14 protein-coding genes are annotated in these 17,378 nt (G+C 63.6%); 9 read left to right on the top strand and 5 right to left on the bottom strand.

The window, feature by feature from the left end; all coding sequences use genetic code 11:
- Nucleotides 1-858, bottom strand: a complete 858-nt coding sequence (locus ACFWEM_RS09510) for a Ku protein (RefSeq protein ID WP_378533092.1) — start codon at nt 856-858, stop codon at nt 1-3.
- A gap of 140 nt (nt 859-998) precedes the next feature.
- On the opposite strand from ACFWEM_RS09510, the gene ACFWEM_RS09505 reads away from it, so the two are divergent.
- The gene (locus ACFWEM_RS09505) at nt 999-1,970 is read left to right on the top strand and encodes an alpha/beta hydrolase (RefSeq protein ID WP_378533090.1); all 972 of its coding nucleotides are present in this window, start codon (nt 999-1,001) and stop codon (nt 1,968-1,970) included.
- Between the two features lie 14 nt (nt 1,971-1,984).
- On the opposite strand, the gene ACFWEM_RS09500 is transcribed toward ACFWEM_RS09505, so the two are convergent.
- Both ACFWEM_RS09500 and ACFWEM_RS09495 read right to left on the bottom strand, forming a co-directional pair.
- The gene (locus ACFWEM_RS09500; protein ID WP_378533088.1) at nt 1,985-3,115 is read right to left on the bottom strand and encodes a lycopene cyclase family protein; all 1,131 of its coding nucleotides are present in this window, start codon (nt 3,113-3,115) and stop codon (nt 1,985-1,987) included.
- 10 nt (nt 3,116-3,125) lie between these two features.
- Nucleotides 3,126-3,911, bottom strand: coding sequence for an SDR family oxidoreductase (locus ACFWEM_RS09495; RefSeq protein WP_378533086.1), 786 nt, complete (start codon nt 3,909-3,911; stop codon nt 3,126-3,128).
- 129 nt (nt 3,912-4,040) lie between these two features.
- On the opposite strand from ACFWEM_RS09495, the gene ACFWEM_RS09490 reads away from it, so the two are divergent.
- Nucleotides 4,041-5,672, top strand: coding sequence for an ABC-F family ATP-binding cassette domain-containing protein (locus ACFWEM_RS09490; RefSeq protein WP_020907739.1), 1,632 nt, complete (start codon nt 4,041-4,043; stop codon nt 5,670-5,672).
- Nucleotides 5,673-5,732: 60 nt separating this feature from the next.
- On the opposite strand, the gene ACFWEM_RS09485 is transcribed toward ACFWEM_RS09490, so the two are convergent.
- Both ACFWEM_RS09485 and acnA read right to left on the bottom strand, forming a co-directional pair.
- Nucleotides 5,733-6,299 (bottom strand): TetR/AcrR family transcriptional regulator, encoded by a 567-nt coding sequence (locus ACFWEM_RS09485; RefSeq protein ID WP_214886600.1) that lies wholly within the window; start codon nt 6,297-6,299, stop codon nt 5,733-5,735.
- A 180-nt stretch (nt 6,300-6,479) separates the two neighbouring features.
- The gene (gene acnA / locus ACFWEM_RS09480) at nt 6,480-9,281 is read right to left on the bottom strand and encodes an aconitate hydratase AcnA (RefSeq protein WP_378533085.1); all 2,802 of its coding nucleotides are present in this window, start codon (nt 9,279-9,281) and stop codon (nt 6,480-6,482) included.
- 455 nt (nt 9,282-9,736) lie between these two features.
- On the opposite strand from acnA, the gene ACFWEM_RS09475 reads away from it, so the two are divergent.
- The 7 genes from ACFWEM_RS09475 (at nt 9,737) to inhA (ending at nt 17,313) form a co-directional block, all read left to right on the top strand.
- Complete coding sequence (locus ACFWEM_RS09475) at nt 9,737-10,327, top strand: DUF6676 family protein (RefSeq protein ID WP_378533083.1); 591 nt, start codon at nt 9,737-9,739, stop codon at nt 10,325-10,327.
- A gap of 451 nt (nt 10,328-10,778) precedes the next feature.
- On the top strand, nt 10,779-12,341 hold the full coding sequence (locus ACFWEM_RS09470; protein ID WP_378534511.1) for an NlpC/P60 family protein: 1,563 nt from the start codon (nt 10,779-10,781) through the stop codon (nt 12,339-12,341).
- Between the two features lie 152 nt (nt 12,342-12,493).
- Complete coding sequence (locus ACFWEM_RS09465) at nt 12,494-13,672, top strand: AAA family ATPase (RefSeq protein ID WP_378533081.1); 1,179 nt, start codon at nt 12,494-12,496, stop codon at nt 13,670-13,672.
- Entirely contained in the window at nt 13,669-14,661 is a 993-nt protein-coding gene (locus ACFWEM_RS09460; RefSeq protein WP_030536393.1) for a DUF58 domain-containing protein, read from the top strand. The genes ACFWEM_RS09465 and ACFWEM_RS09460 overlap by 4 nt, the downstream gene beginning before the upstream one ends.
- A complete protein-coding gene (locus ACFWEM_RS09455) occupies nt 14,658-15,638 on the top strand; it encodes a VWA domain-containing protein (protein WP_378533079.1) in 981 nt (326 codons plus the stop codon). Before ACFWEM_RS09460 ends, ACFWEM_RS09455 begins: the two co-directional genes overlap by 4 nt.
- A gap of 70 nt (nt 15,639-15,708) precedes the next feature.
- Nucleotides 15,709-16,458: a 3-oxoacyl-ACP reductase FabG1 gene (gene fabG1 / locus ACFWEM_RS09450; RefSeq protein WP_378533077.1), complete on the top strand. Its 750-nt coding sequence runs from the start codon at nt 15,709-15,711 to the stop codon at nt 16,456-16,458.
- A gap of 57 nt (nt 16,459-16,515) precedes the next feature.
- Complete coding sequence (gene inhA, locus ACFWEM_RS09445) at nt 16,516-17,313, top strand: NADH-dependent enoyl-ACP reductase InhA (protein ID WP_003944803.1); 798 nt, start codon at nt 16,516-16,518, stop codon at nt 17,311-17,313.
- Nucleotides 17,314-17,378 lie beyond the last annotated feature (65 nt).

Here is a 17,378-nt window from a genome sequence, read left to right as displayed (position 1 = left end):
TCAGGCGCGCTTCTTCGCTCGCGTCTTGCTTCCACTCGTTTTGCCGGCAGGGGTTTTGCTTGCGTTCGACTTGGCTTCGTCCACACTGCGCTGGAGCGCGGCAACCAGGTCGACCACTTCGGCGTCGGTGCCTTCCTGATCGACCTCGGCGGCAGGGATGACCTTCTTGCCGCCGTTCTCGATCATCTCGTCGAGCAACTGCCGCAGTTGGAGTTGGTAATCGTCGGTGAACTCGGTCGGATCGAAGTCGCCCGCCATGCTCTCGACGAGCGTCTGCGCCATCTTCAGTTCCTTGACCTTCGGCTTCTCCACGTCGTCGAGCGAGGGGAACTCTGCGGCGCGAACTTCGTCAGGCCAGAGGAGCGTCTGGATCACGAGGACGCCGTCGCGGGCGCGCATCGCGGCCAGACGCGTCTTCTGCCGCAGCGTGAAGTGCACGAGTGCTGTTCGATCGCTCTCGGTGAGCACAGTCGAGAGCAGGACGTACGCCTTCGGTGACGCCGAATCCGGTTCGAGGAAGTAGCTCTTCTCGAACAAGATCGGATCGATCTGATCGTTCGGCACGAATTCCAGCACCAGAATCTCGTGCTTCTCGGCGGCTGGGAGCTTGTTGAAGTCCTCGTCGCTCAGGATGACCCGTGACCCGTCCTCCGAGTCGTACGCCTTGTCGATGTCCGCGAACTGGACCGTGTTGCCGCACTCGGAACACACGCGGTTGTACTTGATGCGGCCACCGTCCTTTGCATGGACCTGGTGAAATCGGATGTCGTGGTCCTCGGTCGCCGAGTACACCTTGACCGGAACGTTGACCAGACCGAAGGCTATCGAGCCTTTCCAAATCGAGCGCATGTCTCCCATGATGGTCGCCGCCGGCCGTTTGCGCGAGGCAAACGCTCTCGGTTGATCCCGAACCGTTGTGTCCGGGTGGGCCGGTTCGCGGCGCAGCGAGCGGGTATCCGCTCCGAGAATCCGACTCGCACACCTGGGGGCATACTCCGATGAGTATCCGAACCTTCCGTCGACGCGTCACCGCTGCGCTGGCGATTTCACTGGTTCCACTGCTGTTCGCACCTTGGCCCGCAACAGCCGAACAGGCACGCACCGTCAGGGTCACCGTTCATTCGGATGCGATGGACCGCGACATACCACTCGAGGTGATCCTTCCCACCGACACCAGCGCCCCACGCCCGACGCTGTATCTGCTCAACGGCGCCGGCGGTGGCGAGGACAGTGCAACGTGGGAAGGACGGACGGATGTCCTGGACTTCTTCGCCGACAAGAACGTCAACGTCGTGACGCCGTTGGAAGGAGCGTTCAGCTACTACACCGACTGGCAGAAAGACGATCCCGTACTCGGACGCAATAAGTGGCAGACATTTCTCACCCGCGAACTACCGCCAGTGATCGACGCGCAGTTCAGCACCAACGGGGTCAACTCCATCGCGGCGATCTCGATGACGGCGACCTCGGTTCTCAACCTCGCGATCTCAGCACCGGGGCTCTATCGCAGTGTCGGTGCCTACAGCGGGTGCGCGGAGACTTCCACCCAGCCAGGGCAGGACTACGTGCGGCTGGTGGTCGGCGCGCGGGGAGGCGCTGACCCGACAAACATGTGGGGACCGTTCGACGGTCCCGGATGGCGCGAGAACGATCCCGTCGTGAACGCGGAGAAACTGCGAGGAACCGAACTGTACGTCTCCACCGGTTCCGGGCTGCCGGGTCCACACGAAAACCTTCAGGCACCAGATGTGAACGGAAATCCCGGAGCGCTCCTGAATCAGATCATCGTCGGCGGAATCATCGAATCCGCGGTCAACGGGTGCACGCACGGACTGGCGGACCGACTGAACGCTCTGGGCATCCCCGCGACCTTCGACTTCAAGCCGACCGGAACACACTCGTGGGGTTACTGGCAGGACGACCTACACAATTCCTGGCCGATGATCGCCGGCTCGATGGGAACGCAGTAGTCGGTCCAGAGTGCTCACCTCAGAAACGGCGCGCGCATCAACGTCTTTCGGACGTGCCACGGTGACGATCGGAACAGGGATGCCATCACCTTCGCCGTCGCGGACGCGTCCCGCCGATCGGACAGGTAGGACCGCTGAGCCTCGATCGGTAGATCGAAGAACGTGTCGAAAAATGTCGCGACCTCGCCGGAGCCGAGGGTGAGAAGTGCGTTCAGGCCAACGCGGCGAAGGGCAGACACCGCCCTGGCCGATCGCGGCCAGAGTGCTGCGTTGGGATCCCCACCGCCGGCGATTGCTTTCGCGACATTGTCTGCCTCGGCGAGTGAGGAGGCAACGCTGTATCCCGTTCCAGGATGCATCAAACCGCCTCGCCCGCCGAACTGGAGGATGCCGTCCGGTGAGGACCCCCTCGGGCCTTCGACCGCAAAACGGACTCGCTCGACCGGCGCGTCGTCGGGCACTTCGCAGCCCCGATTGTGAAGTCGGGTGCGCAGACGTGCTTCGAGTTCGCGGAGCCCCAACGCCGGCCGGCCGACGAGGCAGGTCTCCTCGAGGAGAACTCGCTCGTCGTCGAGTGGGACCGCATAGAGGAACGACGGGGCGTCGGCGTCGGAAGTGCCGTTGTCTCTTCGCCAGTCCATGAACCAGGCTTCGCCATCGCCCAGAATCGGATCGGCCAGGGCGCGGTCGACGATCACTCCGAAGGCGGTCTGCTGCGCGGTTGTCACTGTCAGATCGGTGCCTCTGGCGTCGACGACGACGGATCCCGTCAGCTGCGATCCGTCCACGCACTCGACGGTGGTGGGGGACAGTGTTCGAGCGCGCAATGCTCTGAACTGCATGGAAGCATCAGAGAGAAATGATTGCAGTAATGGTGTATTCAATACGCAATATGCGCGATCAAGCTTTTTCTGTCCATCGGTCCACACGTTCGGACATTGAATCCGGCTCGCGATCACCTCGTCCGGCAGCCACGACGGAAGCTCGTCCGCCCACGCCGAATACGTCGGAGTCCACACCCGATGGGGATGCGGATCGACAACGACGACGGTGAGTTGCCGGGCGATACAGCGGGTCGCGAGTGCCCGTCCGGCCGGGCCACCACCGACGATCACCACGTCGGCGGAGGAGTTTTCTGTGCTCACGACCGGCGCACTACATCGATCCCGTTGCGAGCAGACCGCCGTCGACCCGCACGGTTTCGCCGGTGATCCACGCCGCCGCGTCGGAGACGAGGAAGCCAACCAGGCCGGCAACGTCTTCGGGAGTGCCGAGTCGTTTCATCGGGTAGCCCGCCGACGCCTTGTCCTCGCCGGCAGCGACCAGGGCCGCCGCAAACTGCGTCTTGACGATCCCGGGAGCCACGGCATTGACACGAATCTTCGGTCCCAGTTGCCAGGCCAGTTCTTCCGTCAAACGGATGAGCGCAGCCTTCGATGCGCCGTACGCGGCGATGACGCCCGTCGATCGGATCCCGGCCACGCTGGCCAGATTCACAACCGCTCCACCGTGTTCTCCCATCCATGCCCGATGCGCTTGTTGGACGTAGCCGAGGGCGGCAACCACGTTCACGTCGAAAATCTTGCGCACGGCGTCGAGGTCCGCCTCCATGAGCGAACCGAAGACGGGATTGATGCCAGTGTTGTTGACCAGAATGTCGACTGAACCGAACTCGGAGACGGCGCGGTCGACGGCGCCGGAGCGGGCTTCGGCATCGGCAGCGTTGCCCGCGAATGCGACGACCTTTCCGCCGTGACCCAGAGCGGACAGTTCTGTTGCGGCGGCCTCGAGGGGCTCCGGCTTGCGGGCGGTGATCAGGACGTCTGCGCCGCGCGCGAGGAGTTCGGCGGCGACAGCTTTGCCGATCCCGCGACTCGCGCCGGTGACGATGGCGGCGCGGCCTTCGAGGTCGCGAGGACGAGTGCTGTTTTCGCTAGTCATGTCCCGAACGTTAGCGGACTCACACGCTGCTGGTCGGAACGACCGTCAGGTCACGGTAAAATCGATAGTTCTTGTGTCTGAAGTCAGGCATTGTTTACCCGTATTCGTCGTTTTTCCTGAGGAGTTTGCTTGATTACCGCCACTGACCTCGAAGTTCGTGCCGGTGTCCGCACCCTTCTCACGGCTCCCGGGCCCTCGCTGCGCATCCAGCCGGGCGATCGGATCGGACTCGTCGGACGTAACGGAGCCGGAAAGACGACCACACTGCGCATCCTGGCCGGTGAAGGTGAGGCATACGCGGGAAGCGTCGTACGCACCGGTGAACTCGGATACCTCCCTCAGGACCCCAAGGAGGGCGACCTGAGCATCCTCGCCAAGGACCGGGTTCTCTCCGCACGAGGTCTCGACACGATGCTCCGTGAGATGGAGAAGCAGCAGATCCTGATGGGCGAGGTGCTCGATCAGGAATCCCAGGATCGCGCCGTCAAGAAGTACGGCCAGCTCGAGGATCGGTTCTCGGCCCTCGGCGGATACGAAGCCGAGAGTGAAGCCGCACGAATCACCAGCAGCCTGGGCCTCGAAGACCGTATTCTCGGCCAGCCGCTCAGCACACTGTCCGGCGGTCAGCGTCGTCGCGTCGAATTGGCACGAATCCTCTTTGCCGCCTCGGACGGCAGCGGTGCACGCTCGGACACGACGCTGCTCCTCGACGAGCCCACCAACCACCTCGACGCCGACTCCATCACCTGGCTGCGTGGATTCCTCCAGAACCACGAGGGTGGACTGGTGGTCATCAGCCACGACGTCGACCTGCTCAACGACGTCGTCAACCGCGTGTGGTTCCTCGATGCCGTCCGCGGTGAGGCCGACGTCTACAACATGAACTGGAAGAAGTACCTCGACGCGCGCGCCACGGACGAGCAGCGTCGCCGTCGTGAGCGCGCCAATGCCGAGAAGAAGGCCGGCGCGCTGCGGATTCAGGCTGCGAAGATGGGCGCGAAGGCAACCAAGGCCGTCGCCGCGCAGAACATGGCCAAGCGAGCCGACAAGTTGATGGCGAACCTCGACGCAGAACGCGTCTCGGACAAGGTGGCGCGGATTCGTTTCCCCGAACCCGCAGCGTGTGGCAAGACTCCGCTGATGGGCAAGAACCTCACCAAGGTGTACGGCTCGCTCGAGATCTTCACCGGTGTCGATCTCGCGATCGACCGTGGATCGCGTGTGGTCATCCTCGGACTCAACGGTGCGGGTAAGACCACGCTGCTCCGGATCCTCGCGGGCGCGGAGAAGGCGGACGCGGGCGAGCTGATCGCCGGTCACGGACTCAAGGTCGGATACTTCGCTCAGGAGCACGACACCCTCGACGACGACGCATCCGTGTGGGAGAACATCCGCCACGCCGCGCCGGACACAGGGGAGCAGGAACTGCGTTCGCTGCTCGGTGCCTTCATGTTCACCGGCCCGCAGCTCGAACAGCCGGCCGGAACGCTCTCGGGTGGTGAGAAGACGCGTCTGGCTCTGGCCGGTCTGGTGTCTTCGGCCGCCAATGTTCTGCTTCTCGACGAGCCCACCAACAACCTGGACCCGATCTCACGCGAGCAGGTGCTCGACGCGCTCCGCAGCTACACCGGCGCCGTCGTTCTGGTCACTCACGATCCGGGTGCTGCCGAGGCACTCAACCCCGAGCGCGTCATCCTCCTGCCCGACGGCAACGAGGACCACTGGTCGCAGGAGTACCTCGAGCTGATCCAGCTCGCCTGACCCCCTGTGAGTGGTTAGGGAGTCCCCGCACTCCTCAACCACTCACAGGGGCGAAGCCCCTCAATCCCTTCGCCGCACAGACTCCTCGACCAGGTCGAGAACAGCCGAAAGGTTGTCGACGCCGTGGCCGGAGGCGATTCTCGCGACCAGGCCGTCCATCACCAGATCCAGATACCCGATCAGGATTTCGGTGGGAACGTCGTCACGGAGTCGGCCGGCAGATTTCTGTCGGGCGAGGCGCGCACTGGTCGCTTCCGTCAGTTCTGCGGAGCGCTGCGACCATTTCTCACGGAAATCGGCGTCGTTGCGTAGTCGACGCGCTATCTCCAGTCGCGTTCCCAGCCAATCGAATTGATCGGGCTGCGCGAGCATGTCCCGCATGACCTGGACGAGGCCCTCTTCGGCGACGACATCTGCCATCCGGCTCGCATCCTCGCTGGCAAGCGCGAGGAACAAGCCGTCCTTGTCCTTGAAGTGATGAAAGATCGCTCCCCGGGACAAACCGGTGACTTCTTCGAGACGGCGAACTGTGGCGCCGTCGTAGCCGTATTCCGCAAAGCAGCGGCGGGCGCCGTCAAGGATCTGACTGCGCCGTGCCGCGAGATGGTCTTCACTGACCTTGGGCACGGGCATCCCTCCTTTGTCGGGTTGCCTGTGAGCACTTTCGGCCGTAGGCGCTGAATGTCGACTCAGTGCACAAAGCGCTCACGACCACCGATGAAACATGGTTCGCCTTCCGGCGAAAGTGGTCGTGAGCGCTTTGTGACCCGTCATGGGCCGAAAGTGCTCACAGGCACGTAGTGCCTACTAGCCCCGGATCATGTTGCGAAGCACGTACTGCAGGATGCCACCGTTGCGGTAGTAATCCGCTTCGCCGGGGGTATCGATGCGTACGACTGCGTCGAACACGACCTTCTCGCCGTTCTCGCGCGTCGCCGTGACCTTCATGGTCTTCGGGGTGACGCCCTCGTTGAGCTTCTCGACGCCTTCGATGTCGAAGGTCTCGGTGCCGTCGAGCTTGAGCGAACCTGCGGACTCGCCGACCGGGAACTGCAGCGGGACAACGCCCATGCCGATGAGGTTGGAGCGGTGGATGCGCTCGAACGACTCGGTGATGACGGCCTTGACGCCGAGCAGGCTGGTGCCCTTGGCTGCCCAGTCACGCGAGGATCCGGAGCCGTACTCCTTGCCGCCCAGGACGACCAGCGGGATGCTGGCTGCCTGGTAGTTCTGCGACGCGTCGTAGATGAATGCCTGCGGTGCGCCTTCCTGCGTGAAGTCGCGGGTGTATCCACCGGAGACGTCGTCGAGGAGCTGGTTGCGCAGACGGATGTTCGCGAAAGTACCGCGAATCATGACCTCGTGGTTACCGCGACGCGAGCCGAGCGAGTTGTAATCCGCACGCTCGACGCCGTGAGAGTCGAGGTACTGCGCGGCGGGGGTACCGACCTTGATCGGACCTGCCGGGCTGATGTGGTCGGTGGTGACCGAGTCGCCGAGCAGCGCGAGGACGCGGGCGCCCTTGATGTCCTTGACCGGAGCCGGATCCATCGTCATGCCGTCGAAGTAGGGTGGCTTCCGCACGTAGGTGGAGTTCACGTCCCACTCGAAGGTGTCACCCTTCGGGGTTTCGAGGTTCTGCCAGCGGCTGTCGCCCGCAAAGATGGTTGCGTACGACTTGCGGAACATGTCCTGGTCGATCGAGGACTTGATGGTCTCTTCGATTTCCTGCGTGGACGGCCAGATGTCCTTGAGGTAGACGGGGTTTCCGTCGGTGTCGTTACCGAGCGAATCGGTCTCGAAGTCGAAGTCCATGGTTCCGGCGAGGCCGTAGGCAATCACCAGCGGCGGGGAAGCCAAGTAGTTCATCTTGACGTCGGGGGAGATACGTCCCTCGAAGTTACGGTTACCCGAGAGCACCGCGGTGACCGAGAGGTCGTTGTCGTTGATCGCCTTGGAGACTGCCTCGGGCAGCGGTCCGGTGTTACCGATGCACGTGGTGCAGCCGTAACCACCGAGGTAGTAGCCGAGCTTCTCGAGGTACGGCCACAGGCCGGCCTTCTCGTAGTAGTCGGTCACGACCTGCGAACCGGGAGCCATGTTGGTCTTGACCCACGGCTTGGTGGCAAGGCCCTTTTCGACGGCGTTGCGTGCGAGCAGTGCAGCGCCGAGCATGACCGACGGGTTGGACGTGTTGGTGCAGGACGTGATGCCGGCAACAACGACGGCGCCGTGGTCGAGAACGAACTCACCGGCGTCGGACTTGACGACAACCGGCTTGCTCGGACGGCCTTCTGCACCGTTGGCAGCGGAGAGAACGTCGACCGCTCCGTCGTCGGCAAACGACAGAACTGCGGGGTCGGAAGCCGGGAAGGATTCCTCGACTGCCTCGTCGAGCTGGGTGTGCTCGGTCGGGTAGTTCTCTTCCACGTAGTTGTGGATGTCCTTGCGGAACGCAGTCTTCGACTCCGACAACAGGATTCGGTCCTGCGGGCGCTTCGGGCCGGCGATCGAGGGAACAACGGTTCCCAGATCCAGCTCGATGTACTCCGAGAAGACGGGTTCCTTGTCGGGGTTGTGCCACAGGCCCTGTTCCTTGGCGTACGCCTCGACGAGAGCGAGCTGCTCGTCGCTGCGGCCGGTGAGGCGCAGGTATTCGATGGTCTCGGCGTCGATCGGGAAGATCGCTGCGGTGGAACCGAATTCGGGGCTCATGTTGCCCAGCGTTGCGCGGTTCGCGAGCGGAACCTCGGCAACACCGTTGCCGTAGAACTCGACGAACTTGCCGACGACGCCGTGCTTGCGGAGCATCTCGGTGGCGGTGAGCACGACGTCGGTTGCGGTGACGCCGGGCTTGATCTCACCGGAGAGCTTGAAGCCGACAACGCGGGGGATCAGCATGGAGACGGGCTGGCCGAGCATTGCTGCCTCGGCCTCGATGCCGCCGACGCCCCAGCCGAGCACGCCGAGGCCGTTGACCATCGTGGTGTGCGAGTCGGTGCCGACGCAGGTGTCGGGGTAGGCCTGTCCGTTACGGGACATCACGGTGGGAGCCAGGTATTCGATGTTGACCTGGTGAACGATTCCCATTCCCGGGGGGACGACCTTGAAGTCGTCGAATGCGCCCTGGCCCCAACGAAGGAACTGGTAACGCTCGCCGTTGCGCTCGTATTCGAGGTCGACGTTGCGCTCGAGTGCGTCGGCCTGGCCGAAGACGTCGAGGATGACCGAGTGGTCGATGACCATGTCGGCGGGGGAGAGCGGGTTGACCTTGTTCGGGTCGCCGCCGAGGGTGGTGACGGCCTCACGCATGGTGGCGAGGTCGACGATGCAAGGAACGCCGGTGAAGTCCTGCATGATCACGCGGGCAGGCGTGAACTGGATTTCGATGCTCGGCTCAGCTGAGGGATCCCAGCTCGCGATGGCGCGGATGTGATCCGCGGTGATGTTGGCACCGTCTTCGGTGCGGAGAAGGTTCTCGGCGAGAACCTTCAAGGAATAGGGCAATTTCTCGGTGCCGGGGACAGCCGAGAGGCGGAAGATCTCGTAAGAGTTCTCACCGACCTCGAGGGTTCCCTTGGCTCCGAATGAATCGATACTGGTGCTCACGTCTGCTCCACTCGTCTATGAGGGTCGCTACCGACGGGGCTGTGTCGGCAGCTGAAGCGAGGTACTTCGGCTGGTAGATCCTCCGTAGCTCACGCCAATCGCACAGTTCGCGTGAGAACTGTCCGAACATCGGAGCTGCGGTAGAACCTGTCCTGACCGGTGGTACCTCTCGGTCCAAGTCTAACAGTACGCTTGTCCTGTGAGAATTCAGGGCAAGTTGACCGAAACAATCTTCATGCAGACTGCGGGCCTGCGCAACGCAGGCTTGGCTGGGTGACCGCACCCACAGTTGCCACTCAGGCGGCACGCGCGGCGGTTGTGTGTGACGCCGGGTGGCAGTCGACCTGAAGTAGGCTGCATGCAGGCCCGTCGCGGGTCGGCCGCCGACAAACGACCTCGGACCAACTCCCCGCAACTCAGCGGTGGACGGAATCCGAACAGCACCCGGATGAGAGATGTCTGCTCCTACCAATCACGCTTTCGCGCCCGTGCACGTGAAGTCCCCGTCGCACACCGCTGTTCCGTCGGACGTCGATCTCGACGACGTATTCGCGGATCTCTCGACGGACGGCGTCTCCGCCCCCGAGTCCGATGTTGCCGGGCTGACCGCGGTGGTGACCGACGCTCGCGAACGTGGTGTCGACTTGAGCGTCGTCGTCGTCGATGCGAATCCGGGCCGGCCGTCCGATCTTCGGGACCTGGCCACGACGGTCGGCAAGACCGAAGGCGGCACAGTTCTCGTTCTGAGCCCGGATTGGATGGGAAGCTACAGCGACTCGGTCAGCCGCGTCCAACTCGAAACTGCGCAGGACCGGTCATTCGGCGAGAGCGCGAGTGTGACCGCGGACCGTTTCTCGCACGAGATCGTGGCGCCTGGTCCGCCTTGGACGTTGTACACGGTTCTTGTCATCGCCGTCGTGGCGGTAATTGCCGGAATTACCTTCGCGGTCAAATGGCGGCGAGAGCCGGAAAATACGCAAACCAGACATATCGGTTCTGCTTCAGAGATTGCGAAATCTTCCGACCACCGGGCCGATTCCGTCTGACCTTGGTCCTTTTGCGAGATTTTCAGTAACTCGTCGAAAACAGGTACTCACCGCTGTTTGCGGTGAGTACCTGCCCTTTTTGGTGCCTGCATGCCATTCGACCAGCTCAAATACCGTTTGTGTTATTTGTGGCTAAAGTTTCCAAAGAACGCTTGAGTGTCGTACGGTACAACTGGCACTTTTTGGGGAAGAAGTGTCGCAGACAGGCTGATGTTGTTCGACGCGTACTTGTCGGTTGCCTTGTTCTCGAGGTTCCGGCGGTGGCGTTCTTACGACACGTCCGGGTCAACCGTCAGCTCTCGGGCTGTGGGCGACCGGTGCTTGGTCTGCGCATTCCCTCCCCGCACGGATCGGCGACCCAGCGGGCCGTGGCGTTACACGCGAGGGAGAGTTATTTGTGAGGCAAGTAACACGTGGCGGCGAGTCCCGTCGTGGTCCTTCCCGTAAGTCCATGCGCCTGGCGCAGCTGGTCGTCGGGTTCGGCGTCGTCGGATCCCTGATCGTCGGAACGCCGGCCATGTCCTCGGCCGTACCGCCGCCGCCTCCGAATCCGAGTGACTCGGACATCGCCGCGGCAGATTCGCAGGTCTCGTCGAGCGTCGGCACCGTCAGCGCGCTCATCAATCAAGTCGCATCGGCCAACGAACAGTTGTCGGCACTCGACAACGAAGTTGCGATCAAGCGTGAAGACGTCAACAAGACTCTCGTGGATCTGCAGAACGCCCGCGGCGCCGCAGACTCTGCAGCGCAGGCCGTCGGAGTCACCAAACAAGCTCTGAAGGACGCGTCGGCGCAGATCGAAGTCGCTCAGACGGACTTCGACAAGTACGCACGCTCGAGCTACGTCAAGGGCACGAACACCGCGTCGATCTCGTCGTTCCTCGACGCCAAGGGGCCGGGCGACGTTCTCGACCGTGCCCAGGTCCTCAAACTTCTCGCCAATACACAGAGCGCAGTGCTCGACGGTCTCCAGCGAGCACGTACCGAGCAGGCGAACAAGGACTCCGCGACCCGCCAGGCCAAGCAGCAGGCCGACGCCGCCGCCGAGGTCGCCGCGCAGCTGAAGGATCTGGCGGAGCAAGCGATTCAGATCGCGCGCAATGCCCTCGATCAGCAGGTAGCCAAGAAGGCATCGATCGAAGCCGAGCGCAACTCCGCTCAGGCTCAGCTCGACGCCGCCCGCAATGCCGTCGCCGGCTTGCAGGGGCAACGCCAGGCATACGCGACGTGGGACGAACAGCGCCGCGCCGAGGAAGCTCATCAGAAGGCTCTCGAAGCCGCCGCCAAGGAAGCAGCCGCTCAGGCCGCCGCCCGTGCCGCTGCCGACCAGGCAGCCAAGGATCGAGCTGCAGCACTGGCAGCAGCCCAGCGTCCACACACCGCTGTCGAAGACCCGACTCCGACGGTCATCCCGGACGACGACGACACCTGGACGGACGAGGAAACCGGGACCGACGAAGAAACAGGCACGGACGAAGAGACCGGCACCGACGAGGAAACGGTCACCACGCCCAAGCCCACCACCCCCAAGCCCACCACGCCCAAGCCGACGACGCCGAAACCCACCACGCCGAAGCCTTCCGTTACCGGAAGCGCTGCAATCGAATCCGTCATCGACCGCGGGATGTCTCAGCTAGGCGTGCAGTACGCCTGGGGCGGCGGCGACGAGAACGGTCCGACGCGAGGCATCCGTGACGGCGGCGTCGCTGACAGTTACGGCGACTTCAACAAAGTCGGGTTCGACTGCTCCGGCTTGATGATCTACGCCTTTGCCGGCATCGGGATCTCGCTGCCGCACTACACCGGCTATCAGTACACCGCGGGCACGCAGGTTCCGTCCTCGGAGATGAAGCGCGGCGACATGATCTTCTACGGCCCCAACGCCAGCCAGCACGTGGCGCTCTACCTCGGTAACGGGCAGATGCTCGAAGCACCACAATCCGGTTCGAGTGTCATGGTCTCCCCGGTTCGCTGGGGCGGAATGACGCCGTACGCCGTCCGACTGGTGTCCTGACGGTCAGAGGAAATTGTCGCTGACGACCGCATTGTCAGGAGAAGTATCAAGTTCCCGACGTGGTGTTACGGCATCGAGCGCAACTACCTGGAATAGTTGACGGGGAACACGTTACTGTCGGTACTTTTCTAGGTGAAAGCGATGGATTCTTGGTGACCTCACGTGAAGATTCGGTCGGAACGGTCGACGTAAGCAAGGCGGGCGGAAGTGCGGACGGAGCAGCACCTTCCCTGACAGCCGACGTTCAGACCTTGGAACGAGCGATCTACGAGGTCAAGCGAGTCATCGTCGGGCAGGACCGTCTTGTCGAGCGCATTCTCGTCGGTCTCCTGGCCAAGGGGCACGTCCTCCTCGAGGGAGTCCCCGGCGTCGCCAAGACGCTGGCCGTCGAGACTTTCGCGAAGGTCGTCGGTGGTTCCTTCTCCCGCGTGCAGTTCACCCCGGACCTGGTGCCCACCGACCTCATCGGTACGCGCATCTACCGTCAGGGCCGCGAGGAGTTCGATACCGAACTCGGCCCCGTCGTCGCCAACTTCGTGTTGGCCGACGAGATCAACCGTGCCCCGGCCAAGGTGCAGTCCGCGCTCCTCGAGGTGATGGCAGAACGCCACGTCTCGATCGGTGGCAAGCGGTACCACATGCCCGATCCGTTCCTGGTGATGGCGACGCAGAACCCCATCGAGAACGAGGGCGTCTATCCGCTCCCCGAAGCGCAGCGCGACCGCTTCCTGTTCAAGATCCTCGTCGATTACCCGACAGTGGAGGAAGAACGCGAAATCGTCTACCGGATGGGCGTGGCAGCGCCGGAGCCGCACCAGATCCTCGGTCCGGAGGAGTTGGTCAGGCTCCAACGCGTCGCCAGCAACGTCTTCGTTCACCACGCGCTCGTCGATTACGTTGTCCGGGTCATCGCCGCCACGCGTACGCCGCGTGAGGTCGGACTCGAGGACGTCGCCGGCTGGATCGCGTACGGCGCCTCACCCCGCGCGACGCTCGGCATCATCGCCGCGTCGCGGGCCCTCGCTCTCGTCCGCGGGCGCGACTACGTAGTGCCGCAGGACGTCATCGAGGTGATCCCGGACGTGTTGCGTCACCGTCTCGTTCTTTCCTACGACGCCATGGCCGACGAGGTGACTCCCGACGCCGTCATCGCCCGGGTGCTGCAGACCGTCGGACTGCCGCAGATCGCCGCGCGGCCGGTTCCTACCGTTCCCGGACCGCCCCAGCAGGGCGCACCGCAAGCACCGCAGTTCAACGCACCGGGCACAGCTAATCCGCAGGGCAACGGCGCGCCGATCGCGACCGCTGAGACGATGAGTCGCCCGCAGTGACCGAAGGCCGCGACGGTGGCCAGGCGACACCCGCCGGATCCACCGGTTCTCCGCCGTCGTTCCGATCCGGCGAGCTCAGCGATCCCAAACTCACCGCTGCGCTGCGCACCCTCGAGCTGACGGTTCGCCGCCGCCTCGACGGTGTGCTGCACGGCGATCATCTCGGCCTGATTCCCGGTCCGGGTTCGGAGCCGGGAGATGCCCGCGAGTATCAGCCGGGCGACGACGTGCGGCAGATGGACTGGTCCGTCACCGCACGGACGACGCACCCACACGTGCGTCAAACGGTCGCAGATCGTGAGCTCGAGACGTGGCTCGTCATCGACTTGTCCGCAAGTCTCGACTTCGGGACCGCCGGATGCGAGAAGCGCGACCTGGTCGTCGCCGCAGCCGCGGCGATCACTCACCTGACCAGTTCGGGCGGTAACCGCGTCGGCGCCATCATCTCGACCGGCGCACAGACAACTCGAATTCCGGCCCGCGGTGGGCGAATTCACGCACAGGCGATGCTCCGCAAGATCGCGACGACTCCGCACGCGCCGGACGGGGTACGCGGTGATCTGGTCGGCGCGATCGAAGCGCTCAGACGCCCACAGCGTCGGCGCGGACTCGCGGTGGTCATCAGTGACTTCCTCGGGCCGATCGACTGGGAACGCTCGCTGCGCGCCATTTCGGGACGGCACGACGTGCTCGGCGTCGAAGTGGTCGACCCGCGTGACCTCGAACTGCCCGACGTCGGCGACGTGGTGCTCCACGATCCGGAGTCCGGTCGGACGAGAGAATTCACCACGACGCCGCAACTGCGAGCAGACTTCGCCAGAGTCGCCGCTGAGCACCGTGTCGAGGTCCGACAAGCTCTACGTCGTTGCGGCGCACCGCTGATGTCTCTGCACACCGACAGGGACTGGATCGCCGACGTCGTGAGATTCATCTCGGCACGCCGCCACAGTTATGGTGCCGGCGCCGGAACTGGGGGCGTTCGTTCGTGAGTCTTTCTCAATTCACCGCACCGTGGTGGCTGCTGTTCCTCGCTGTCATCGCCGCGTTGGTGGTCGGTTACGTTTTTGTCCAGAAGCAGCGTGAAAAGCACACACTTCGGTTCACGAACTTCGCGCTACTGGAGAAGGTCGCGCCTTCGCGGCCGGGGCGGTGGCGTCATATTCCGGCGATTCTGATGGTCGTCGCGTTGGTGTTCTTCACTGTTGCCCTCGCCGGTCCGACGGCAGACAAGAAGGTCCCGCGAAACCGCGCCACCGTGATCCTCGTGATCGACGTGTCGCTGTCGATGCAGGCCACCGATGTCGAGCCGACGCGATTGGCAGCAGCGCAGGAAGCAGCCAAGTCGTTTGCCGACGGTCTCACTCCTGGAATCAACCTCGGGTTGGTCGCATTTGCCGGAACCGCCTCGGTTCTGGTGTCGCCCACCACGAATCGTGACGCGACGAAGGTCGCCATCGACAACCTGAAGCTCAGTGAGCGGACGGCGACGGGCGAGGCGATCTTCACCTCCTTGCAGTCGATCGACACGCTGTCGGCGGTTCTCGGCGGAAGCGATCAGGCGCCCCCGGCGCGCATCGTGTTGCTGTCCGACGGTAAGCAGACCGTTCCCGAGAACCCGGACGATCCGCGGGGCGGATTCACCGCTGCCCGTCAGGCCAAGGACAAAGGCGTTCCGATCTCGACCATTTCCTTCGGAACGACATACGGACGCGTCGAGATCGAAGGGGACCGAATCCCCGTCCCGGTCGACGATGCGTCGTTGAAAGAGATCGCCAACCTGTCCGGGGGAAGTTTTTTCACGGCATCGAGCCTGGAAGAACTGCGCGAGGTGTACGACACGCTCGAAGAGCAGATCGGTTTCGAGACGACTCGAGGCGACGCGAGTCGACCATGGTTGATCCTCGGCGTCGTGTTCGCGACCGCAGGTCTGACGATCGCCCTGGTACGCAGGCAGCGTCTGCCTTGATCGAGAGCAGTTCCGAATTGTCCAAATACCGCTGGTACGCGGCCCGCAGAGAATTGATAGGTTGATCGCCATGTCTATCCCTCCCACGCCAGTGGTTTCCGAACGGACCGTCACCACACCGCGCTCGGTGCTCGTCACCGGCGGCAACCGCGGAATCGGCTTGGCCGTCGCTCAGCGACTCGCTGCAGACGGTCACAAGGTAGCCGTCACGCATCGCGGTTCCGGTGTCCCTGAAGGTTTGTTCGGCGTTGTCTGCGACGTCACCGACACCGAGTCGATCGACCGGGCGTTCAAAGAGGTCGAGGCACACCAGGGCCCGGTTGAGGTCATCGTCGCCAACGCCGGCGTCACCGACGACACACTGATCATGCGGATGAGCGAAGAGCAGTTCACGAGCGTCGTCGACGCGAATCTGACCGGAACCTTCCGCCTCTCCAAACGTGCGACCCGTTCGATGCTGCGCGCGCGTTTCGGACGGTTCATCTTCCTCGGTTCGGTGGTGGGTCTGGCAGGACAGGCCGGCCAGGTCAACTACGCCGCGTCCAAGGCAGGCATCGTCGGTATCGCTCGTTCCCTGACCAGGGAACTCGGCTCGCGCTCGATCACCGCCAACGTGGTCGCTCCCGGATTCATCGAGACCGACATGACGGCCGCCCTGGGCGACGACGTCAAGGACAAGGCCACCGAGTTCATCCCGTTGCAGCGGACCGGAAAGCCGGAAGATGTTGCAGCAGTTGTCAGTTTCCTCGCCTCGGACGATTCGGCATACGTCTCGGGTGCGGTCATCCCCGTCGACGGCGGACTCGGCATGGGGCACTGACCCGCTTTTTCGAACACGCACACCTTTCTCGTACGTCTGAAATCAGGAGGACATCTCATGGGCGGTTTGCTCGAGGGTAAGACCATTCTTGTCACCGGCATCATCACCGATTCGTCGATCGCGTTCCACGTGGCCAAGGTCGCGCAGGAGCAGGGCGCGAAGGTGCTCATCACCGGGTTTGATCGTCTGCGCCTCATCGACCGCATCGCCCAGCGCCTGCCGCAGCCCGTGCCGCCGGCAATCTCGCTCAACGTCCAGAGTTCGGAGGATCTCGCATCTCTCGCCGAGCGTGTTCGCGAGCTGGCTCCCGAGGGTATCGACGGCGTCGTCCACTCGATCGGCTTTGCCCCCCGTTCCTGCCTGGGAAGCCCGTTCATGGACGCGCCGTGGGAGGACGTGGCGGTCGCACTCGAGGTGTCCGCATACTCGTACAGCGCACTGGCCAAGGCGTTGCTGCCGGTGCTCAACGACAACGCGTCCATCGTCGGTATGGACTTCGATCCGGCACGCGCGATGCCGTTCTACAACTGGATGGGCGTCTCCAAGGCGACGCTCGAGGCCGTGAACCGCTACGTGGCCAAAGAGGTCGGCGTTCGTGGCATCCGCTCGAACCTGGTGTCCTCCGGCCCGATCAAGACCCTGGCCGCCAAGGCCATTGCCGGTGACAGCACCGGTCCGGGCGCGGAGTTGGACAAGCTCAACACCGCATGGGACGGCGCTGCGCCCATCGGCTGGGACGTCGACGATCGCGAGCCCGTGGCCAAGACCGTCTGCACCGTCCTCTCGGATTGGTTGCCCGGCACGACCGCGTCGATCATCTACGTCGACGGTGGCTTCCACGCGATGGTCGGCTAGTAGCACTAGTTCTACTACGCAGGTGAGTACCCGGGTGACCCCCGCCGAACGGCATCGCGCAAGAT

Source organism: Rhodococcus sp. NPDC060176 (assembly GCF_042728675.1).
Classification (GTDB): Bacteria; Actinomycetota; Actinomycetes; order Mycobacteriales; family Mycobacteriaceae; genus Rhodococcus_F.
This window is presented reverse-complemented; position numbering and strand designations above follow the sequence as displayed.

Coding starts and splice junctions, on each gene's coding strand:
- ACFWEM_RS09475 (WP_378533083.1), top strand. CDS start 9,737: ATGTCTGCTCCTACCAATCACGCTTTCGCGCCCGTGCACGTGAAGTCC.
- inhA (WP_003944803.1), top strand. CDS start 16,516: ATGGGCGGTTTGCTCGAGGGTAAGACCATTCTTGTCACCGGCATCATC.
- ACFWEM_RS09505 (WP_378533090.1), top strand. CDS start 999: ATGAGTATCCGAACCTTCCGTCGACGCGTCACCGCTGCGCTGGCGATT.
- ACFWEM_RS09495 (WP_378533086.1), bottom strand. CDS start 3,911: ATGACTAGCGAAAACAGCACTCGTCCTCGCGACCTCGAAGGCCGCGCC.
- ACFWEM_RS09470 (WP_378534511.1), top strand. CDS start 10,779: ATGCGCCTGGCGCAGCTGGTCGTCGGGTTCGGCGTCGTCGGATCCCTG.
- fabG1 (WP_378533077.1), top strand. CDS start 15,709: ATGTCTATCCCTCCCACGCCAGTGGTTTCCGAACGGACCGTCACCACA.
- ACFWEM_RS09510 (WP_378533092.1), bottom strand. CDS start 858: ATGGGAGACATGCGCTCGATTTGGAAAGGCTCGATAGCCTTCGGTCTG.